20 protein-coding genes are annotated in these 20,778 nt (G+C 74.2%); 11 read left to right on the top strand and 9 right to left on the bottom strand.

Annotated features, from left to right (window positions below):
• Positions 1–45 precede the first annotated feature (45 nt).
• The 5 genes from EKD16_RS12055 to EKD16_RS12035 all read left to right on the top strand — a co-directional run bounded on the left by EKD16_RS12055 (position 46) and on the right by EKD16_RS12035 (position 5,063).
• The gene (locus tag EKD16_RS12055) at positions 46–1,122 is read left to right on the top strand and encodes an AAA family ATPase (RefSeq protein ID WP_131098467.1); all 1,077 of its coding nucleotides are present in this window, start codon (positions 46–48) and stop codon (positions 1,120–1,122) included.
• Between the two features lie 8 nt (positions 1,123–1,130).
• On the top strand, positions 1,131–2,111 hold the full coding sequence (locus EKD16_RS12050; RefSeq protein ID WP_131098466.1) for a DUF58 domain-containing protein: 981 nt from the start codon (positions 1,131–1,133) through the stop codon (positions 2,109–2,111).
• 103 nt (positions 2,112–2,214) lie between these two features.
• Positions 2,215–3,162, top strand: a complete 948-nt coding sequence (locus EKD16_RS12045; protein WP_131098465.1) for a VWA domain-containing protein — start codon at positions 2,215–2,217, stop codon at positions 3,160–3,162.
• 189 nt (positions 3,163–3,351) lie between these two features.
• Entirely contained in the window at positions 3,352–4,149 is a 798-nt protein-coding gene (locus EKD16_RS12040) for an HAD family hydrolase (RefSeq protein WP_131098464.1), read from the top strand.
• Between the two features lie 89 nt (positions 4,150–4,238).
• Positions 4,239–5,063, top strand: a complete 825-nt coding sequence (locus EKD16_RS12035) for an NUDIX hydrolase (RefSeq protein WP_131098463.1) — start codon at positions 4,239–4,241, stop codon at positions 5,061–5,063.
• 672 nt (positions 5,064–5,735) lie between these two features.
• Here the strand turns inward: EKD16_RS12035 and EKD16_RS12030 are convergent.
• From EKD16_RS12030 to EKD16_RS12015, 4 genes are all read right to left on the bottom strand, one after another.
• Positions 5,736–7,007: an APC family permease gene (locus EKD16_RS12030; RefSeq protein WP_131098462.1), complete on the bottom strand. Its 1,272-nt coding sequence runs from the start codon at positions 7,005–7,007 to the stop codon at positions 5,736–5,738.
• Between the two features lie 603 nt (positions 7,008–7,610).
• Positions 7,611–7,886 (bottom strand): DUF1876 domain-containing protein, encoded by a 276-nt coding sequence (locus EKD16_RS12025; RefSeq protein ID WP_131098461.1) that lies wholly within the window; start codon positions 7,884–7,886, stop codon positions 7,611–7,613.
• Positions 7,887–7,920: 34 nt separating this feature from the next.
• Positions 7,921–8,124, bottom strand: coding sequence for a DUF1918 domain-containing protein (locus EKD16_RS12020; RefSeq protein ID WP_131098460.1), 204 nt, complete (start codon positions 8,122–8,124; stop codon positions 7,921–7,923).
• 161 nt (positions 8,125–8,285) lie between these two features.
• A complete protein-coding gene (locus EKD16_RS12015) occupies positions 8,286–9,041 on the bottom strand; it encodes an SDR family oxidoreductase (protein ID WP_131098459.1) in 756 nt (251 codons plus the stop codon).
• A gap of 322 nt (positions 9,042–9,363) precedes the next feature.
• On the opposite strand from EKD16_RS12015, the gene EKD16_RS12010 reads away from it, so the two are divergent.
• The 5 genes from EKD16_RS12010 to EKD16_RS11990 all read left to right on the top strand — a co-directional run bounded on the left by EKD16_RS12010 (position 9,364) and on the right by EKD16_RS11990 (position 14,753).
• Positions 9,364–10,077, top strand: coding sequence for a class I SAM-dependent methyltransferase (locus tag EKD16_RS12010; RefSeq protein WP_131098458.1), 714 nt, complete (start codon positions 9,364–9,366; stop codon positions 10,075–10,077).
• A gap of 174 nt (positions 10,078–10,251) precedes the next feature.
• Positions 10,252–10,830, top strand: a complete 579-nt coding sequence (locus tag EKD16_RS12005; RefSeq protein ID WP_131098457.1) for a TrmH family RNA methyltransferase — start codon at positions 10,252–10,254, stop codon at positions 10,828–10,830.
• Between the two features lie 294 nt (positions 10,831–11,124).
• On the top strand, positions 11,125–12,516 hold the full coding sequence (locus tag EKD16_RS12000; RefSeq protein WP_131098456.1) for a hemolysin family protein: 1,392 nt from the start codon (positions 11,125–11,127) through the stop codon (positions 12,514–12,516).
• Positions 12,513–13,526: a hemolysin family protein gene (locus tag EKD16_RS11995; RefSeq protein WP_131098455.1), complete on the top strand. Its 1,014-nt coding sequence runs from the start codon at positions 12,513–12,515 to the stop codon at positions 13,524–13,526. Before EKD16_RS12000 ends, EKD16_RS11995 begins: the two co-directional genes overlap by 4 nt.
• Before the next feature lie 285 nt (positions 13,527–13,811).
• Complete coding sequence (locus tag EKD16_RS11990) at positions 13,812–14,753, top strand: DMT family transporter (protein ID WP_242677357.1); 942 nt, start codon at positions 13,812–13,814, stop codon at positions 14,751–14,753.
• Positions 14,754–14,944: 191 nt separating this feature from the next.
• Here the strand turns inward: EKD16_RS11990 and EKD16_RS11985 are convergent, their stop codons facing one another.
• The 5 genes from EKD16_RS11985 to EKD16_RS11965 all read right to left on the bottom strand — a co-directional run bounded on the left by EKD16_RS11985 (position 14,945) and on the right by EKD16_RS11965 (position 19,614).
• Positions 14,945–15,487 carry a hypothetical protein gene (locus EKD16_RS11985; protein WP_131098454.1) on the bottom strand — a complete coding sequence of 181 codons (543 nt, stop codon included), beginning with the start codon at positions 15,485–15,487 and terminating at the stop codon, positions 14,945–14,947.
• Between the two features lie 124 nt (positions 15,488–15,611).
• A complete protein-coding gene (locus EKD16_RS11980; RefSeq protein ID WP_131098453.1) occupies positions 15,612–16,034 on the bottom strand; it encodes an organic hydroperoxide resistance protein in 423 nt (140 codons plus the stop codon).
• 82 nt (positions 16,035–16,116) lie between these two features.
• Complete coding sequence (locus EKD16_RS11975; protein ID WP_131098452.1) at positions 16,117–16,587, bottom strand: MarR family winged helix-turn-helix transcriptional regulator; 471 nt, start codon at positions 16,585–16,587, stop codon at positions 16,117–16,119.
• 91 nt (positions 16,588–16,678) lie between these two features.
• Positions 16,679–17,119 carry a MarR family winged helix-turn-helix transcriptional regulator gene (locus EKD16_RS11970; protein WP_131098451.1) on the bottom strand — a complete coding sequence of 147 codons (441 nt, stop codon included), beginning with the start codon at positions 17,117–17,119 and terminating at the stop codon, positions 16,679–16,681.
• A gap of 185 nt (positions 17,120–17,304) precedes the next feature.
• The gene (locus tag EKD16_RS11965) at positions 17,305–19,614 is read right to left on the bottom strand and encodes a lysylphosphatidylglycerol synthase transmembrane domain-containing protein (RefSeq protein WP_242677356.1); all 2,310 of its coding nucleotides are present in this window, start codon (positions 19,612–19,614) and stop codon (positions 17,305–17,307) included.
• Positions 19,615–19,968: 354 nt separating this feature from the next.
• Here EKD16_RS11965 and EKD16_RS11960 point away from each other — a divergent pair, with 354 nt between their 5' ends.
• Positions 19,969–20,778 (top strand): ACT domain-containing protein, encoded by an 810-nt coding sequence (locus EKD16_RS11960; protein WP_341351880.1) that lies wholly within the window; start codon positions 19,969–19,971, stop codon positions 20,776–20,778.

The following is a 20,778-nucleotide window of genomic DNA, read 5'->3' as shown; positions in this document are numbered from 1 at the left end:
CGGCGGGGCCGTGGTGCCCCCGCCGCCCCTGGAAGGGTTGGCGACATGGCCGAATCCGAACTTTCGGGCGGGCACGGGGAGGACACCGGGCCGCGCCCCGGCGGCGGCGAGTCCACCGGCGAGCCCACGCGCCTGCTGCGCGCCGCCCTGCAGGAGGTCTCGACCGTCATCGTCGGCCAGGACCAGATGGTCGAGCGCGGCATGGTGGCGCTCATCGCCCGCGGGCACTGCCTGCTGGAAGGCGTACCCGGGATCGCCAAGACGCTGGCGGTGTCCACCCTGGCCAAGGTCACCGGCGGATCGTTCTCCCGCGTCCAGTTCACCCCCGACCTGGTGCCCTCCGACATCGTGGGCACCCGCATCTACCATCCCTCCACCGAGCAGTTCGACGTCGAACTGGGCCCGGTCTTCGCCAACTTCGTGCTGGCCGACGAGATCAACCGGGCGCCCGCCAAGGTGCAGTCCTCGCTGCTGGAGGTCATGGCCGAGAAGCAGGTCTCGCTGGGCGGCACCACCTACCCGCTGCCGGATCCCTTCATCGTCATCGCCACCCAGAATCCGGTGGAGTCCGAGGGCGTCTACCCGCTGCCCGAGGCCCAGCGCGACCGCTTCCTGATGAAGGTCACGGTGCCCCACCCGCGCGCCCACGAGGAGATGGAGATCCTGCGGCGGATGAGCGCCCGCCCGCCCGAGGCCCACCAGGTGCTCGACCCGCTCACCCTGCAGGAGCTGCAGCGCGACGCCGAGCGCGTGCACGTCCACCAGCTCATCGCCGACTACGTGGTGCGCCTGGTGATGGCCACCCGCGAACCGGAGAACTACGGCGTGGCCGAGCTGGGCCGGGTGCTGGAGGTGGGCGCCAGCCCGCGGGCCAGCCTCGGGCTGGTCGCGGCCGCCCGCGCGCTGGCCCTCATCCGCGGGCGCGACTACGTGCTGCCCGAGGACGTCCGCATGCTGGCCCGCGACGTCATGGCCCACCGGCTGGTGCTCACCTTCGACGCGCTGGCCGACGGCGTCACCACCACCCAGATCATCGACCGCGTGCTGGCCACCGTGCCGCCGCCGCGCGTCATCTGGGACGACCCGCCCAGCGGCGACCACGCCGCCGTGGCCGCGCGGTAGGCACGGCCATGGCCCAGCGCCCCATCGCACCGGCATTCGACCCGCGGATGCACGAGGCCCTGCACCGGCTGGACCTGCGCATCGTCCGCCGGTTGGAGGGCCTGCTGCACGGCGAACACCTCGGGCTGCGGGTCGGCCCGGGCAGCGAACCCGCCGAAGCGCGGCCCTACCAGCCCGGCGAGGACGACGTGCGGCTGATGGACTGGTCGGTCACCGCGCGCACCACCGAGCCCCACGTGCGCGACCTGGTCGCCGACCGCGAACTGGAGAGCTGGACCCTGCTGGACCTCTCGGCCAGCATGGACTTCGGCACTTTCGGCGAGCACAAGCGCGAGGTCGCCGTCGGCGCGATGGCCGCCGTCACCGTGCTGACCCAGCGGGTGGGCGACCGCTTCGGCGCCCACTTCCTGCACCGCGGGCGGATCCGGCGCTGGCCGGCGCGCTCGGGCAAGGCCGCGCTGGTGTCGCTGCTGTCGACGGTGGCGGCCGCCCCCGAAGGCGGTACCGCCGACGCCCGAGGCGCCTCCCTCGCCGACGCGCTGGACGATCTGGCCCGCACACGCACTCGCCGCGGACTGCGCGTGGTGGTCTCCGACTTCCTGGACACCCCGCCCGAGGCCGATTCGGCCGAGTCGCCGGCGCCGTGGGAGCGGGCCATGCGCAGCCTGGCGACCCGCCACCAGGTGCTGGCGGTGGAGGTGGTGGACCCCCGCGAACTCGACCTTCCCGACATAGGATTGGTCACGATGCAGGATCCCGAATCCGGGCGCACCCGCGAGGTGCGCCTGACACCGCGCGTCCGGCGGGATTACGAGCAGGCCGCCCGCCGGCAGCGCTCCGCCGTGCAGGCGGCGCTGCGGCGCTGCGGGGTTCCGCACCTGAGGCTGCGCACCGACCGCGACTGGGTGGTGGACATCGCGCGGTTCGTGGTCGAGCAGCGCCGCACCGCACACCGGCTTTCCCGGCACACACCGGCCATTCCACGCTGATGCCCCTTCGTCGGGTGCGCGAACGCGAGGGGGCGCGGGCGCACCGGCCACCGCCAGAGCGCGCCGTGCGGCGCGCGGCCAGGCACGAAGAAAGGACGACCGGGTGAGTTTCCTATCGCCAGGATGGCTGTGGCTGCTGATCGCCCCGGCCGCGCTCGTCGCCGTCTACGTCGTGCTGCAGCTGCAGCGCCGCCGGCACACGCTCCGCTTCACCAACCTCGCCCTGCTGGACCGGGTGGCGCCGCGGCGCGCCGGATGGCCGCGCCACATCGGGGCGGCGCTGTTCTTCTGCGCCGTCGCGGTGCTGGTCGGGGCGATGGCGCGGCCGGCGATGCCCGTGGAGGTGCCGCGGGAGCGCGCGACGATCATGGTCGCCATCGACGTCTCACCCTCCATGGCCGCCAACGACGTCGACCCCAGCCGACTCACCGCCGCCAAGGAGTCCGCGCGCGGGTTCGTCGACTCGCTGCCCGACCGCTTCAACGTCGGGCTGGTGGCGTTCTCCTCGACCGCGAGCGTGGTCTCCTCGCCCACCCAGGACCACCGGGCGGTGGCCGACTCCATCGAGACCCTGCAGATGTCGCCGGGAACCGCCATCGGCGAGGGCGTGTTCACCTCCCTGGAGTCGATCAGGTCCTTCGACGAGGAGGCCGGGGAGAACCCGCCGCCGTCGGCCGTCGTGCTGCTCTCCGACGGTGAGAACACCAGCGGGCGCCCCATCACCGCGGCCGGCCGGGCCGCCGCCGACATCGGGGTGCCCGTCTCGACGATCGCCTTCGGCACCGGCGCCGCGATCATCGAGATCAACGGGGAGCCGGTGGAGGCCGACATCGACAAGGGCGCCTTGGAGCGCCTGGCCGCCGACACCTCCGGCCACTTCTACGAAGCCCAGTCGGAGTCGGAACTGAGCGACGTCTACGACGACATCGGCTCCTCGCTGGGCAGCGAGACCGTCGACCGCGAGATCGTCACCCGCTTCGTGCTGGCGGCGCTGGTCCTGTGCGTCGCGGGCTTCGCCGCGTCCATGCTGTGGGCCCAGCGGGTGCCCTGAGTCGCCGGCCCGCTGGCCGCATCCGGCCGAAAGGGAGCCGCTCCGAACGCCGCGCCCGGTCTGATCGAGAGGCGGTGCCGACGGGCGCCGACGCCGCCAAGCACCCGGCCGATACCGCGTTTGCGCAGTTCGCCCGGTATCGTGGGAGTATTTGCGGCTGGCCCATCCAGGGACGACGGAAAAGGAACGATGCCCCCAACAGCACCCGCGCCCGAGGCGATCTTCTTCGACCTCGACGACACACTGCTCGACGACCGCTCCGCAAGCTCGGCGGGGCTCCGCACAGTCATGGAACGCCTCGGGCACCCGGACTTCTCCGCCGCCCGGCGGTTGTGGGACGTCCAGACCGACATCTCCTTCGGCGCCTACATCGCCGGCCGCCTCACCCTGGAGGAGCAGCGCCGCGAGCGCGTGCGCGCACTGGCCGTCCAGGCCGGGCACGCCCAGATCTCCGACGACCACTGCGACGAGCTCTACGGCCTGTACCTGTCGTCCCACCGGTCGGCGTGGGCACCCTTCGGCGACGTGGTGCCCGTGCTGGGTGAGCTGTCCCGCGCCGGGCTGCGGCTGGGCGTGATCACCAACGGCATCGAGCAGCTCCAGCGCGACAAGCTCGCCGTGCTCGACGTCGCCGGCTTCTTCCCGACGGTGGTCTGCGCCGACTCCGCCGGTGCCGGCAAGCCCGACGCCCGCATCTTCCAGACCGCGTGCCGGCTCATGGGCGTGCCGCCCGAGCGCGCCTGGCACGTCGGCGACCAGCTGCGCGCGGACGCGCTCGGCGCCGTCGCAGGCGGGCTGCACCCCGTGCTGATCGACCGGCACGAGCGCGACGAGGGCGCCGGCCAGGACGTCGCGACCATCACCGGCCTGGAGGAGCTGCTGCGGATGGTGCACGCCGCGCGCACGCCCGCCTCTCCCGCGCCGCACGCGCCGGGACCGCAGGCGTCGCCGCCGCAGGGCGGCCGAACCGCCGACGCGGGGCTGTGAGCGCGGCGGGCGCCGCCCGGGGCGGCGAGCCGGGCGAGGACGCCGGCACCGGCGGCCGAAGCGGGAGCGGGGCGCGGCGAGCGCGCCGGATGAGCGCGCACGTCGCCCTGCTGGACGGCGACGGGCGCGCGGTGCTGCCCGCCGGTGAGGAGCCGGGCGACGAGAGCCTGCCCGGCGCCCGGGTCGGCTTCGGCGACGACCCCGCCGAGGTGGCCCGGGCCGCCGCGGGGCTGCCCGCGCAGGTGGCGCCGGTGCCCTGCGACGTCCGTGCCGAGGCCGCCGTGGCCGAGGCCGCGGGCGGCCTGGTCGACGTGCACATCGACCGGCTCTACTACACCGCTCCCCTGGCGGGGGCGGACCCCGCGCCGCGGGGACGCCGCGTTCCGGTGCGGGCGGCGCTGGCGCTGCCCGCCCGGCCGGCGGCGGCCGAGCTCGCCGAGGAGGAGCCCGAGCGCCCCGGCCCCTCGCTGCGCCGGTTCTCCAGCTACGGGGTGGTCACCGACCCGGCGGGGCGTATTCTGCTCTCCCGGATCGCACCGGGGTTCCCCGGCGCCGGCACCTGGCACCTTCCGGGCGGCGGGGTCGACCACGGCGAGACGCCGCAGGCGGCGCTGCGGCGGGAGGTCCACGAGGAGACCGGCCAGCGCTGCGGCGTCGGCGACCTCATCGCGCTCACCCACCACCGGCGCACGCGCGAGCCGGGCCCGGAGAGCACGGAGACCGACATCTACGCGGTGTGGGCGTTCTTCCACGCCCACGTGGCGGATCCGGGTCCGCTGCGGGTGGTGGAGGTGGACGGCTCCACCGAGGACTGCAACTGGTTCGGCGCCGCGGACCTGGCCCATATCCCGCTCTCGACGACGGCCCGGCGGGCCTTCACCGAACTGTCGCGGATCGGCGCCCCGACGCGGTGACGGCGGCGGAACGCGTCGCGGCCGGACAGGGATTCGACCGATCGGCGCGGTCGGGCACACCGGCGGCGAGGGCGGCGGTGGGGCCTGCGGTCGCCGGGCCGGGTGCTCGCCGGTGGTGGTGGCGGGCGAGGCGGGGCGGGTTTGCTGGGCGGCCTTGCTGGTCTGCCGGGTGCCGGGCGGCCTGGAGGAGAAGCGGCGGCAACGGGGGCCCGCGGTCATCGCAGCGGGTGTCCGCCGGTGGCCCTCCCGACGAGGGCGGCGAGGCAGCGGCGCGGGGCCTTCGGGCCAGGCTCCTACGAGGTCACGCCCGTCGGGCCGGTGGCGGCCCGGGCCTCACAGCTGGATTCGGCGCCGAATCCGACTCCACAGACACCCTCGGTGCGACTGCGGTCGTCCAACGCGCGGAAATCACCGGATCCGGGCCGTTCTCTGACGAAAACCGCGCGCTCGGTGAGCCCGCCGGCCCGCCACGGGCGAGCACCCGGTGCGGTGGACGCGCGGGCCCGGCCCCGTTGCTGCCTCGCGGCCCCGTCGGGCGCGCCACCGGCGGGCCCCCTGCCCGATGAGCGCGGGCCCGGCCCCGCCGGCGTCGTCGCTGCTTTCCAGTCGAGTCCGCCCGTCACCGGGCTGCCCAACAAGGCCGCACAGCAGACCGGCGTCCTTCGACACGGCTTAGGCGGAGCCGCGCCGTTCCAGCGCTCTGCGCAGTGCCCAGATCCCGGCGCCCGCCGCGATGACGGCGGCGCCGGCGACCACCGAGATCAGGGGCAGGCTGAAGGCCAGCACCACGCACCCCGCCAGGCCGAATACGGGGACGAGCAGCGGCGGGCGGTTCTCCTGGGGACCCAGCCGCAGCGCCGAGGCGTTGGTGATGGTGTAGTAGGCCAGCACGCCGAAGGCGGAGAAGCCGATGGCGCCGCGCAGGTCGACGGCCAGTACCACCAGGCAGACCAGCGCGCCCACGGCGACCTCGGCCCGGTGGGGGCCGCCGAAGCGCTCGTGGACGGCGGCGAAGTAGCGCGGCAGGTGGCCGTCGGCGGCCATCGCCGCCACAGTGCGCGACACGCCCAGGATGAGGGCCAGCAGCGCGCCAAGGCTGGCCAGCGCGGCGCCGGCCACCACCACCGGCACCAGCTGCGGCCAGCCTGCCGCCACGACGGTCTCGGCCAGCGGTGCGCTGCTGTCGGCGAGTCCCTCGCGTCCCAGTACCGTCAGCGCCGCGGCCGCCACCAGCAGGTACACGACGAAGACGCCGGCAAGGGCGATGCCGATCGCCCGCGGAATGGTGGTTTCGGGCTCGCGCACCTCGCCGCCGAGCGTGGCGATGCGCGCATAGCCCGCGAAGGCGAAGAAGAGCATCCCGGCCGCGCTGAGCAGCCCGAAGGATCCGGGCCAGCGTCCAGAGACGGCCAACTGGGCCGGGTTGGCCTCGCTGCCGCCCAGCCCCACGGCGACCACGGCGGCCAGCACCGCCAGCACCGCGGCCAGCAGCAGCCGCGCCAGCCCGGTCGACTTCCGCAGGCCGAGGTAGTTCACCGCGGTCAGCCCGACGACCGCGGCCACCGCCAGCGGGCGGCTCCACTCGGGCGCGGCGTAGGTGCCGAACGTCAGCGCCATCACCGCGCAGGAGGCCACCTTGCCCACGGTGAACGACCAGCCGGCCACGTAGCCCCACAGCTCGCCGAGGCGTTCGCGGCCGTAGACGTATGTGCCTCCGGACTCGGGGTGCCGCGCCGCCAGGCGTGCCGAGGAGGTGGCGTTGCAGTAGGCCACCGCGGCGGCGATGACCAGCGCCACCCACAGCCACGAGCCGGCCTCCTCGGCCGCCGGCGCGAAAACGGCGAACACCCCGGCACCGATCATGGCCGCCGCACCGACGGTGACCGCGTCGGCGGTGCCCAGCACCCGCGAGGGTCTGGCCTGTGGTCCAGAAGAGGTGGTCATAATCGCAGAGTCTGCCCCAGCATGATCACGCCTCAGTGAACTTTCGCTCCGTGCCGCGCGACCACATCCGGCCGCAGGCCGTAGGGAGGCGGAGACGTTGGGTCGCCGCACCGCCCGGCGGCCTCGCCGACACGGGCGTGTCGGGCGGCGGGCCCTCGGCCCGGTGGCGGCCCGGCGCCTGCTGCGTTCACCCGCTCCGATGAGCGCAACGTCACGGCAAGAGGCTATCGCCGCGGACGATCGGTAATAGGAGGTGTCGGAGCACCCGCCGATACGGCGAAGGTGCCCGGATTCCCGCCGGACCACGCGCGACGCCGCCGAAACAGCACATTGCGGCAACGGGGCATGAACCGCGAAGCGCACTCGACCCCATTGCCGCCACCTCTGCGCGACCCGCCCGCGAAGGTCCCGAGGGGTTCCTCCGCGGCCCGCGGCCAGACCGCAGAACTCCGATGCAGGTCGAAGTGGTCACCCCACTGCGGGCCCGGGCGCCTCGACATCGCCTGCGGCTTCGGGCACGGGACGACCGCTGCCTTGGGCACCGCACTCCGCCCAAGCTCCGCCGTGCGGCGGCTGCGGATCCGGGCGCATCCGCAGCCGGGGCTACGGCCGCCAGGGCGTGCCGGTCTGGTCGCCGATGTCCTCGGCCGCCACCTGGCGGAGTTGGCGGGACAGATCGGCCAGCGCCCGCGAGACCGCGAGCTCGTCGCCGATCTCGGGAACGTCGGAGTCGGCGGGGTGCTTGCGCGCCATGCCGTGGCCGCGCAGACCCGAACCGTCCGCCGAGTCGATCCCCGCCTCGCACCAGGTGCGGGCGGCGTCGCCCTCGGTTTCCTCTGACAGCAGGATGTCGATGTTCCACCGCTTCGTGGTGTGCATCGTCACCCACCTCCAGCGTGTACCGCCGGCCGGGTCACCGCCCGTCCGGGTTTTCCTCGATGTGGGCGTCCGGTCCGGGATAGACCAGCGACTCGGTTCCGGCGTCCTCGTCGATCCACCGGACCTGATAGGGCGGTGCGCCCTGGCTGCCGCGGACCTCCGTGACGACTCCGGTGCGGCGGTGGAGGTCGTCACGGGGGCGCTCGACGACGATGCGGTCTCCGATCCGAGCTTTCATCGCTCCTCCTCGACACGGGGCCGTGCGAGCATCCTCACCTGGGGACTACCCCCATCCTCCGCCTGGTCACCACCGATTTCAATGCCCGGTTCCGCCCGGGTACGCGGTCGCCTCGCAGGTGGGAGCGGGTGCACGGCACGGCCCCGGTCTAAGCGGCGCGGCTACTCCACGCCGGCGCTGAGGGTGCGGCCGCCGTCGAGCGTGTGGGTCTGCCCGGTCACCCAGGAGGCCTCGTCGGAGGCGAGATAGGCGATAGCGGCGGCGATGTCCTCGGGGGCGCCGAGGCGGCCCAGCGGGTAGCTCGACGCCGTCTTCTCCTCGTCCTCGAACAGGGCCTCGGCGAACTTCGTCTTGACCACCGCCGGGGCGACCGCGTTGACGCGGATGCCCACGTTGGCAAGCTCGTAGGCGAGCTGCTCGGTCAGATTGATCAGGGCGGCCTTGCTGGCGCCGTAGATGCCGATGCCCGGCGAGGGGTGCTGCCCGGCCAGCGAGGCGACGTTGACGACCGCGCCGCCGTGTTCGGCCATCCAGGCGTGGTGGACCGCGCCGACCCAGGCGGCGGCCGCGATGACGTTGATCTCGAAGATCTTGGCCATGGCGGCGGGGTCGACGTTGACGATGGCGTCGAAGACCGGGTTGGTGCCGGTGTTGTTCACCAGCACGTCGATCCGGCCGAACTCGGCGAGCGTGCGCTCGATGACCGCGTCGCGGTGCGCGGCGTCGTGCGCCTTGCCGGCGACGCCCAGCGCCTTCTCCGCGCCGCCCAGGTCGCCGACCGCCTTCTCCAGCGCCTCGGCGTTGCGCCCGGTGATGACGACCCTGCCGCCTTCGTCGACGATGCGCTGCGCGGTGGCCAACCCGATGCCGCGGCTGGCTCCGGTGATGATGGCGACCTTCCCCGAAAAACGGTGCACGAGCCTGCGTCCTTTCGTCCGTGACTTGGCGGAACAACACTACCGACCAGTCGGATTGTGACGCAGACCGCCTCGGTCCGCACACGCCCTGCCCGCCGCGTGCGCACCCGGGCGCCGGCCCTCGGACGCCGGGAGCGGCGGCTCGAACGGCCCCGCCTGGTAGCGTTCGCCCGTGGCCGGGGGCTCCGCCGCCACCGGCCGCGCCCGGGCACCACGCGGCACCCGCGGCCGCGCCGCACGCAGGCCCGATCCGGGCGCTCCCGGCGCGGCGCGGATCCGGATGGCAGCTCCCGGCGGGGCGCATGGCGATGGGAGGCGACCCATGGACTGGCGCGACCGGTACGAGCAGGACGACGGCACCGGCGGTCCCGGCGGCGGACACGGACACGGGCGCCCGCAGCACTACTTCGCCGCCGATCCCGCCGCCGCCAGCCGCCCGGCGTCGGTCGAACTGGTCCTGCCGGACGTGCACCTGCGCCTCGCGACCGACCGCGGCGTCTTCTCCGCCGACCGCGTCGACCTGGGCACGCGCGTGCTGCTGGAGTCGGTGCCCGCCCCGCCGCCGGACGGCCGCCTGCTCGACCTCGGCTGCGGCTACGGCCCGATCGCGCTGGCCATGGCGGCGCGCGCACCGCGGGCCGCGGTTCTCGGGGTGGACGTCAACGCCCGTGCATTGGAACTGGCGCGGCGCAATGCCGCGAAGAACTACCTTTACAACGTAGATTTTCAACTGGCGGATCCGGACGGCTCGCCTGCCGCACCCGCCGCGCAGCCCCCCGCCGGCCCGGCGCTGACCGGCCCCTTCGACGCCCTGTGGAGCAACCCGCCCATCCGCATCGGCAAGCCGGCGCTGCACGCGCTGCTGCGCACCTGGCTGGCCCGGCTCGCCCCCGGCGGTCAGGCGCACCTGGTCGTCCAGCGCAATCTCGGCGCGGACTCGCTGCACCGCTGGCTGGAGCAGGAGGCCGGCCTGGCGGCCGAGCGCGCCTCGTCCCGGGCCGGGTACCGCATCCTGCGCGTACAGACCCCTGCCTGAGCCTCGCTGCAGGCGGTATTGCGCCCCGCTCTACCGCGGCACCCGCCCGCCGGGGTGCTCGGCCGCTGCGCGGCGCGCCACCACCCCCTCCACGGCGGGCACGGATACCGCTATCGTGGTGAGCGGACCGTTCGAAGACGCCCCACCGATTCGTATACGAGGAACGCACCGCAGGTGAGCACGCAGCTGCGCCCCACCGACGTCAAGCGCCTGAACCGCCACTGGCGCCGGCGCACCGAGGGCCGGATCGCCCTCATCGTCGAATCCGTGACCCAGCCCTTCAACCTGGGCTCCATCCTGCGCACCTGCGCCACGTTCGGTGTGGAGACCGTCTGGCTGGCCGGGAACTCCGCAGACCCCACCCATCCGCAGGTGGGCAAGACCGCGCTGGGCACCGAGCACAAGCTCCACTGGGAGAAGGTGCCCCAAGCCGCGGAGGCCGTCGCCGCCGCGCATGCCGGCGGGTTCCGCGTCGCGGCGATCGAGCTGGCCCGCGGCGCCGTACCGCTGCACGAAGCGCCGCTGGAGGGCGACGTGTGCCTGGCCGTGGGCGCCGAGGACCACGGCTGCTCACCCGCACTGCTGTCGAAGGCCGACACGCTGGCCTACATCCCGCAGATCGGGCGCGTCGGCTCGCTGAACGTGGCCGTCGCCGCCGCCGTCGCGATCGCCGAGACCCGGCAGCGCGAATGGCGCGACCTGCCCGCGACCGCCGAGGACGCCGATGCCGCCGAGGCCGCCCGCATCCGGTGAGGGCAGCGCCGGGGCACCGGTGACGCGGCCGCGCCCAGACGGTAGGTTGGCCCGACCGCCGTCGCGGGAGGCTGCCGAGCATGCCGCCGACCGCGGGCCGAGGCGGGGCGCCGGGGGAATTTTTCCAGCTCCGCATTCGTATCCATCCACGAAACGAGACGAGAGAGGACACGTGGACCCGTCCCGAAGTACCGGCAGCGTCCGCAACGGACGCTGTGCCCCCGAATCCGACGAGCCGCCTTCACCAGGTAGCGCGCGCACCGGAGACCTCCGCTCCGAGGCGGTGCGTGCGAAATGAGCGTCGTTGTGAGCATCCTCCTCGGAGCGCTGGTCATCCTGGTCCTGATCGCGGCGAACGGCTACTTCGTCGCCCAGGAGTTCGGCTTCATGGCGGTCGACCGCTCCCGCCTGAAAGCCCGCGCCGCCCGGGGCGACTCCGGTGCCAGGCGCGCGCTGAACGTCACCGGCCGGACCTCGTTCATGCTCTCCGGCGCCCAGCTCGGCATCACCGTCACCGGCCTGCTGGTGGGCTACGTCGCCGAGCCGATGGTCGGCGGAGGGATCGGCGAGCTGCTGAGCTGGAGCGGAGTGCCGCTGGCGACCGGCGTCGCGATCGGAACCGTCTTCACCCTGCTGTTCTCCACCGTGGTGCAGATGGTCTTCGGCGAGCTGTTCCCCAAGAACCTGGCCATCGCCCGCCCCGAGCCCGTGGCCCGCTGGCTGGCCCTGTCCACGGGTATCTACCTGCGCCTGTTCGGGTGGCTGATCTGGCTGTTCGACCAGGCCGCGATCGTCCTGCTGCGCGCGGTGCGCATCCAGCCGGTCGAGGACGTGCAGCACGCCGCCACACCGCGCGACCTGGAGTACATCGTGGAGGAGTCGCGCGAGAGCGGCGACCTGCCGGCGGAGCTGTCCACCCTGCTGGACCGCACGCTGGACTTCCACGACCGCACCGCCGAGCACGCCATGATCCCGCGGCCGCAGGTCTCGACCGTGGAGGTCGGTGAACCGGTGAGCCGGGTGGTCGAGCTGATGGCCTCGGGCCACTCCCGCTTCCCGGTGCTGGGCGACGGCGTCGACGACATCGTGGGCGTCATCTGCCTGCGCGATGTGCTGGCCCTGGGCGACCGCGCACTCGATGCGGTCCCGGTCTCCGACGTCGCGCGCACGGCCGTGCTGGTTCCGGGCTCGCTGCCGCTTCCCGCGGTCCTGGAGCGGCTGCGCGAGTCCGACGACGAGTTCGCCTGCGTCGTCGACGAGTACGGCGGCCTGGCGGGGGTCATCACCACCGAGGACATCGCCGAGGAGCTGGTCGGCGAGATCGCCGACGAGCACGATCCGGAGGACGACGGCGAAGTGCGGGTGACCGAGGACGGCAGCTGGCTGGTCCCCGGCGCGCTGCACGTCGACGAGGTGGAGCGGCTCATCGGCCACGACCTGCCCGAGGGCGACTTCGAGACCATCGGCGGTCTGGTGATCACCGAGCTGCGGCGGCTGCCCGAGCCCGGCGACAGCGTCAGCGTGGCACTCCCCCGCCACGCGGGCGCAGCCGAGGACGAACCGCTGCGGACCGTCGACCTGGGCGTGCGCACCGTGGACCGCCACGTGCCCGAGACCGTGCGCCTGGAGCTGCGTGAGACCCCGGCGGATGCGTCCGCCGAGGAGAACAGCGAGGTGAGCGCATGAGCGACATGAACCCGGTGCTGGCGATGGCCGCCACGGTCGCGATCATCGCGCTGAGCGCCTTCTTCGTGGCCATCGAGTTCGCGCTGGTGGCCGCCCGCCGGTACCGGTTGGAGGAGGCCGCCGAGACCAGCGTCTCGGCCCGGGCCGCGCTGAAGAGCTCGCGCGACCTGTCGCTGCTGCTGGCCGGATCCCAGTTGGGCATCACGCTGTGCACGCTGGCACTGGGCGCCATCACCAAGCCCGCGGTGGAGCACATGCTGCACCCGCTGTTCGACGCCTGGCTGCCGGGCGCCGTCGCGACGGTGGTCGCGTTCGTGCTCGCGCTCGTCGTGGTGACCTTCATCCACCTGGTCGTGGGCGAGATGGCGCCGAAGTCGTGGGCCATCTCCCACCCGGAGCGCTCGGCGACGCTGCTGGCGCTGCCGATGCGGGCGTTCATGTGGCTGACGCGTCCGGCGCTGGTCCTGCTCAACGGGCTGGCGAACTGGTCGCTGCACCGTGTGGGCGTGCAGGCGGTGGACGAGGTCGCCGGCGGCCACGGTCCCGACGACCTGCGCGAGCTGGTCGACCACTCCGCCAAGTCCGGGGCGCTGGACGAGGACCGGCGGGACCAGCTGGCCACCGCGCTGGAGGTGAACTCGCGCCCGCTGCGCGAGATCACCACCCCGCGCGACGAGCTGGCGGCCGTCGCGCCGGAGGCCGCGCTGGAGGAGATAAAGCGGGTCTCCCGCGAGTCGGGGCACCTGCGGCTGGTGGTGCGCGAGCGCACCGAGCCGGTGGGCGTGCTGCACGTCCGCGACGCGCTGACCAGCCCGGCCGGGACCACGGCCGCCGACCTGATGCGCCCGGTGCTGACCCTGGACGGCGACACACCCATCTACGCGGCCCTGGGCGTCATGCGCGAAAGCCGCACCCACCTGGCGCTGGTGGAGGAGCAGGGCCGCCTGGCCGGCCTGGTGACCCTGCAGGACATGCTGGACCGGCTGCTCCTGCTGGACTCCGCCGCCTGATCGCGGCCGCTTCGCAGGCGCCTATGAGCGGCCGCCGCCCCACGCGTGGGGCGGCGGCCGCCGTCGTTCGCGCCGGGGGTCGGATGGGCCGCGGAGGCGCCGCGGTCCCGGCACCGCACCGGGCGGGCGGGAATCGGTGCTGCGGGGCCGATGTCGTCCGTTGTCGTGCGCTTTGTCTCATCGGCCGGGTTGCGGCCGGAGGCGGGGCGCGGCCGTCGAGGCGGTGTCACTACGGTGGGGCTCGAACCGACGGTCACGGCGACGACGGGAATCGGAGACGGCCACGTGGCGCAGCAGACAGGCGGAGCGGATCGGATGTGGGCGGTGGCGCTGGCCGCCGGCATGTGGGGGACCTCGGCGCTGATGCGCGATCCGCTCGCGCAGGTGCTCCCGGCCCCCACCATCGTCTTCTACGAGCACGCGGTCATCGTGGTACTGCTGCTCCCGTGGCTGGTACCGGCCGTGCGGGCCCTCGCGGCCGCGGGGCCGGCGGTGATCGCGGCCGTGGTGGTCATCGGCGGCGGATCGTCGGCGCTGGCCACGACCCTGTTCACGCTGGCCTTCACGGTCGGCGACCCGATCACACCCCAGGTGCTGCAGAAACTGCAGCCGGTCTTCGCCATCGTGCTGGCGGTGGTGCTGCTGGGTGAGCGGCTGACTCCGCGCTTCGCGCTCTACGCACTGCCCGCTGCGGCGGGTGCGTGGCTGCTGGCCTTCGCCGACCCGCTGGCGGTCGGCGTGCGCGACGCCCAGGGTGCGGCACTGGCGGTGGGCGCGGCACTGCTGTGGGCCGCCGGAACGGTTCTGGGTCGACTGGCCGGCGCCCGGCTGGCGTTCATGCACGTCACGGCGCTGCGCTTTGCGGCGGGTCTGCCGGTGGCGCTGGTGATCGCGCTGTCTTCGGGGGCCTCGCTGGCCGTGGGCGCGGGCCAGGTGCCGCTGCTGGTGCTGTTGGCGCTCATCCCGGGCCTGCTGGCGCTGACGCTGTACTACTGGGGGCTGCGCCGCACCGCGGCGAGCCGGGCCACGCTGGCCGAGTTGGCCTTTCCGCTGGTGTCGGCGATCGTGGGCGCCGGGCTGCTGGGCGCCGAACTCGCCTGGAGCCAGTGGGCGGGCGGAGCCGTGGTGCTGACCGCCGTCACGGCGATGGCGCTGAGCCGGTCGCGAACGCGGCCCTCCGGTGTCCGCGTGCCCGAGGACAGCCCGGCTGCGCCGGCGGCGCGCTGATCACCGGTTCGCGCCGCCCCTGCACGGTCGCGGGGCACGGCCGTTCGCTTCGGCGGCGCGGGTCGCCCGCACGCCTCGGACGCGGCGGCGCTGCGGATCGGGGCGCGGGCGGGGCTCGGCCGAGGGCGGTGAGCCCGGACGGCGCGGGCGTCGGCCGGGCGGGGATTGGGCGCACGGCGGGGGCGCGTGTCTCAGACCGAGGCCAGCGAGGCCGTAAGGGCGGTGACGAAGGACTGGCGGGAGCGGGGGTCGCAGTGGGCGGCCTCCAGGACGCGCAGCTCGCGGTCGGGGTCGGGGCCCGCCTCGTGGTCGGTGCCTTCGCCCGCCGCGACCTCCATCGAGGAGGAGCCGTCCCAGCCGGGCATCGACGGGTAGGTGACGTCCAGGACGACGCGCTCGCCGCCCAGCTCGACCAGCAGGTAGCGGTGCACGTCCCAGAGGCCGTCCTCGGGTACCGCCGCGGCGGCTTCGTCGCCGAAGCGCTCGCGCGCGTGCTCGGGCGTGCAGCGGTGGACGCGGTGCACCAGCGTCGGCCGGGTCTGCGGCCAGCCGCGCTGCAGGGCGGCGGCCAGCAGCTCGTGCTTGGTGGTGCCGGTCCCCCGCCATTCGTCCAGGGTGGCCTGAGCGCTCGGGGCGCTGGGCGGACCGAAGGGGATGCGGTGGACGGCGTCGACCACCTGGGCGAGCGAAGCGTCGGCGGGCAGGGCGGCCCGATCGATGAGTGGGTCCAACATGGCGGCCAGCGTAACGAAGCTCCGCACCGCCGCGGTAGGCGGCGACGCGGCCGGCACGAACGGTCCCACCGGCGCCGGCCCCGTGCCCGCAACGCGGGTCGGGGCCGGCGCCGCAGCCGGATGCTCAGCCGTTCTTCGTGGTGAGGGTGACCTCGATGTTGCCGCGGGTGGCGCGCGAGTAGGGGCACACCTGGTGGGCGGCCTCGACGAGCTTCTGCGCCTCCTCCTGGGACTTGCCCGGGATGGTGACCTGCAGCTCCACCGCCAGGGTCAGGCCGTCTTCGGCGCTGCCCAGGCTGACGGCGGAGTCGATCTTGGAGCCGTCGGCGGAGTCGCCGGCCTCGCGGGCGACCTTCTTCAGGGCGCCGTGGAAGCAGGCGGCGTAGCCGACGGCGAACAGCTGCTCGGGGTTGGTGCCCTGGCCGTCGTCGCCGCCCATGCCCGACGGAACGGAGAGGTCGACCTCCAGGCGTCCGTCGTCGGTGCGGCCGCGGCCTTTGCGCCCTTCGCCCTCGACCTCGGCTTGAGCGGTGTACATGACCTTCATCGCGCTGTCTCCTTCTCGTATGGCGTGGCGCCCGCGGCCGTGGTGCCGCGGGTCGCTGTCCCCGCCGTGCGCCGCCGTACGGTCACCGCTGCTCGCGGAGTTCGTCGGCGGCGAGGGCGGCGGAGTCGGTGATGTGCTCCAGTACCGTGCGCAGCTGCGCGGCCTGGGCCGCGGAGACGCCGGTGGCGTCCAGTACCCGAGCGGGGATGGCGGCGGCCTGCTCGCGCAGCTCGGCGCCGGTGCCGGTGAGGGTGACGCGTAGGACGCGCTCGTCGCCGCCGGTGCGGCTGCGCTGCACCAGCCCGCCGGCCTCCAGCCGGCGCAGCAGGGGCGAGAGCGTGCCCGAGTCGAGCTGCAGGCGCGCGCCCAGCTCCTTGACGGTGAGGCCGCCGTGCTCCCACAGCACAAGCATGACCAGGTACTGGGGGTAGGTGAGGCCGAGCGGGCCGAGGAGCTCGCGGTAGAGCCCGGTCAGCGCGCGCGAGGCCGCGTACACGGCGAAGCAGAGTTGGCGCTCCAGGGCAAGCGGATCGGACTCGGACGTGTCGGTCATGGCGCGGGAATCCCTCCTCGGCACCGTTCAATTTAGCACAATCGAATTGTGCACAATCAAATACCGACACGGCGAGCCGCCGGTGGATTCACTACCCGTCGGCCTGTGCGCGGCGCAGCTTGCCGGCGATGTCGCGCAACAGGTGCAGCTCCTCGGTGGTCAGAGCGCGGCCCACGTACCGTTCGATGGCCCCGGCGTGGGCCCGGCCGACGCGCTGCAGCACCTCGCGGCCGTAGCGGGTGAGCCCTACGACCGTGCCCCGGCGGTCGCCGGGGTCGCACTCGCGGGTGACCAGACCGCTTTCGGCCATGCGCTCGACGAGGCGGCTGATGCTGGGCTGGGTGAGCAGCACGTGCTCGCCGAGGTCGCGCATGCGTGAGCCGGCGGGGCACCGGGAGAGCGTGAACAGCACGTCGTACTCGTGCATGGTGACCTCCCAGGAGCGGAAGTCGTCCTGGAACCGCCGCATCAGCGCGATCTGCGCGCGGGCGAGTTCCTCCCACGCCTCTTCGGCGAGCTCGTTCCTAGCCATGTCTTCGTCTTCGCCTTCCCCTGCCGTGCGCGTGCGCTCGGTGCCGCAGGCGCCCCGCGCCGGAACCGGCGGAGTCGCCCGTCCCCATGATTTCACCGACCGGGCGAAGCGGGGTTGCGCAAGGGGCGCTCGCACCGCCGGTGAGGCCGGGCGGCGGCGCTTGCGGCGGGGCGCGCCCCGCCGCCTCAGATCGCCTTCCAGCGCTGCAGCAGGTGGAACGCCCCCCACCCCGGCAGCACCGGGAACCAGAACGTCAGCAGCCGGTAGAGCAGCACCGCGGGCAGGCCGACGGCCGCCGGAACCCCCGCGACCGTGGTCAGCCCGCCCAGCAGGGCCGCCTCCACCGCACCGAGTCCGCCGGGGGTGGGCGCCGCCGATCCGATGGCGTTGCCGGCCAGGAACACCACCGCCAGTGCGGCGATCTCGGCCTGCCCGCCGAACGCCGCCACGGAGAACGCCAGGCAGGCCACGAACGCGGCGGTCAGCAGCAGCGTGCCGCCCACGCCCATCACGAGTCGGCGCGGGTGCTGCAGCAGGTCCAGCAGCTGCGGCAGAGTGCCTCGGAAGTAGGGGCGCGCGCGGTCCAGCACCGCCCGGCGCAGGGCGGGCACGAGCAGCACCAGCGCCACCGCCACGGACAGGCCCGCGGTAACCGCGATGAGGGTCACCGACGGAGAGAAGTCGGCGAGGTAGGAGGTTCCGGTCAGGTAGGCGCACACCAGCAGCAGCGGGACGTGCAGGACCAGCCCCACCGCCTGGGACAGCCCGACCGCCGAGATGGCCAGTCCGGCCGAGGCGCCCATCCGGGAGACGTAGCGCGTGTTGATCGCCAGCGAACCCAGGCCCGCAGGGGCGGCGATGCGCACGAACGATCCGGCGTACTGCACCAGGACCGTCGGCCACAGGGGCAGCCGGATGGGGACGAAGCCCATCAGCGCCATCGCGGCCGCCACCATGCACAGCGTCGAGGCGCCGAACGCGGCCGCCGCCCATCCCAGGTTCGCCTCCGAGATGGTGCCGAAGTCGACTCCGGCGAGCTGGTAGGCCAGGATCAGTCCGACCGCGGTGGCGGCCACCACGCTGACCACGGTGCGCGGCCGCATCCGCTCCAGGCGCGCCGGCCGGGCCGGGGCGTCGGGCACGGCCTCGGTGATCCGGGAGCGAATGGCGCCCAGCGTTCCGCGGTGGGCGCGCAGCCGCCCGCGCAGCGCGAAGGGCATCCCGGCCGTCTGCAGGAACGGCAGCGCGGCCGCGACGCTCTCGCCGCCCAGCACGCGGATGGCCGAGTCCACGGCCCGGCGCTCGCCCACGCGCAGCGCCAGGACCGTCATCAGTGCCGCCACGTCCAGCGACGCCTTCAGCGGGGAGGCGGCGAGGGTCCCGTTGGCCAGCCCGGTGAAGACGACCCGCCCGTCGAGCCGCCGGCCCACGGTCGAGCCGTCGATGCCGCCGTGGGTGACGCGGCTGCGGTGCAGCAGGGCCAGCTCGGCGAAGACCTCGTCGAGGGCGGCGTCGGTCAGCTCGCCGGTGTCGGCCTCGTCGAGGGTGCGCAGCGGAACATGTTCGGTCACCAGCGCCAGGGTGCCCAGCCCCAGCTCGCCGATGGCGAGCACCCGCGGCACCGCGGCACCGGCGGCGCGCGCGGTGAAGTCCATCAGTGCGGCGTGTTCGACGCGGCGCTGCACCCCCAGCAGCACCGAGGGCGCCGCCGGCCCCCGCAGCATCACCGCCGCCAGCAGCCGCTTCCACACCCCGCTGGTGTCCTCGGAGCGGAACAGCACCACGTCCAGGCGCCGGTCGACGGTGTCCACCGCGTAGCGCTGGTTGCCCTCGGCGTCGACGCCCAGGGGGCGGTGGCCCAACGGCTCCCAGCCGAATCGGCGCAGCTCCCGTACCAGTCGTCCGGTGGCCGGAACCGGTCGCGACATCCCCACGGCATAGGAGGCCACCGCCGCGCTGGTCCAGCCGGCCAGCACGGTCAGCACCAGCGACAGTGTCGTGGTGACGCCGGCGAGCAGCACCGAGGCCGACGTCGCGGCGACCCCGACCCACATTGCGGCCCGCACCCGCGGCACGTGCCCCAGCGGCAGCGCGCGCACGTAGGCGACGGCGGCGGCTATGTAGGCGTGCAGCGGGGAGGTGAACACGCTCTGGGACTCCGGTGCCATCAGCACCTCCGGGAGCCCCTCGGAGGGCGTGAGCGCCTGCACTGTGGCGTTGAGCGCGCCGGCCAGGCCGTAGCCGAAGGCGGACGCCGCCAGGGCGCGCACGATCTGGCGGAACTCGCGGCGCAGCAGCCGCTCCACCGCGGTGATGCCGATCAGCACGATGACGGTCAGGTTGGCGACGCCGGCGACCAGGGCGAGCACCGACGGCGGCAGCAGAGTGCGCAGCTCGGCCGGGTAGGCGGTCTCCTGGCCGTCGGTGGTGATGCGCACGACGACCAGGACGGCGGCGATGACGAGCGCGCCCACTGCGGCGACCACCAGGTCCACCGGTCTTCGCGCAGTGGACCCGAGCGCCGCCTGTCGCTCGATTCTGCCCCGTTCCGGGTCGGCTCCTGGTGATTTCACACTTCCAAGACTGCCCGAATCGCAGCAGTGCCCACGTTCAGCCCCGGCGCGTGTCCGCTCCGGCCCGGGGCCGGTTGCGGCCGCGGCCGCGGTTACCGGACGTGGCGAGCGTCACCGCGGGTTGTTACCGCGTTGTCACCGCCGGTCGATCCCGCGCAACGCGGAGCGGGCACGGTCGAAGCCATGGGTCACGTGCGGTCAGGCGTCGAGGCGGGACGACGGGCGGAGCGGGCACACCGCTCACCCGCCCCGCGGGGATTCTTCGGTCAGGAAGCGGTGGACGTGGGCAGCCTGCTGCTCGCGGCAGGTGCCGCGCATCTGCTGGTGCTGTCGCTGGGGCACAGCGACCACGGGGGCTACCTGTTGGCGGCCACCGGGGCGGCGCTGCTGGCCGCCTCCACCCTGCACCGGTGGAGGTCGCACCGGCGGCCGCACCGCCGCCGCCCGCCCGGTGCGGCGCCGCCGCAGCCGGCGGCGGGCGCCGCTGCGGCCCCGACGGAGGTCCGGGCGGCGGCCGAGGCCCGACGGGAGCGGTTGTGGCGGATGCGGGTCGCCGTCGACGACGTACCCGGCGGACTGGCCGCGCTCACCGCGCAGATGGCCGGCTGCGGCGCGGACATACGCCTGATGCAGGTGCACCCCGGCGGCGGCGAGGCGATCGACGAGCTGTATGTGACGGCGCCCGCCGAGCTGGGCGCCGACCGGTTGCGTGAGGCGGCGGCGCGCGCGGGCGGCCGCCATCCGGTCGTCGAACCGGCCGATGTCCACGACCTGAGCGATACCACGGCCCGCGCACTGTCTCTGGTGGCGGCTCTGGCGCGGGGCGAGGCGAGTCTGGCGGAGGCGCTGACCGCGGTTTCGGGGGCCCGCGGTGCACAGCACCGCGCCGCGCCGCCGCCGGGCATGGAGCGAGAGGACCTGCGCGGCGCGGTGATGTCGCTGCCCGCGCCCGAGGGCGGCGTCCTGCTCGTGCACCGGCGCGGAGTGCCCTTCACACCGGTGGAGTTCGCCCGGTGCCGGGCGCTGGTGCACACCGCCGCCTGCCTGGGCGCCCGGCTGCGCGGCGATGTGCTGCCCGAGGGGTGA

The sequence above is a fragment of the Streptomonospora litoralis genome (assembly GCF_004323735.1).
Classification (GTDB): domain Bacteria; phylum Actinomycetota; class Actinomycetes; order Streptosporangiales; family Streptosporangiaceae; genus Streptomonospora; species Streptomonospora litoralis.
The sequence above is the reverse complement of the archived record's forward strand: the minus strand, read 5'-3'. Positions and strand labels throughout refer to the sequence as shown.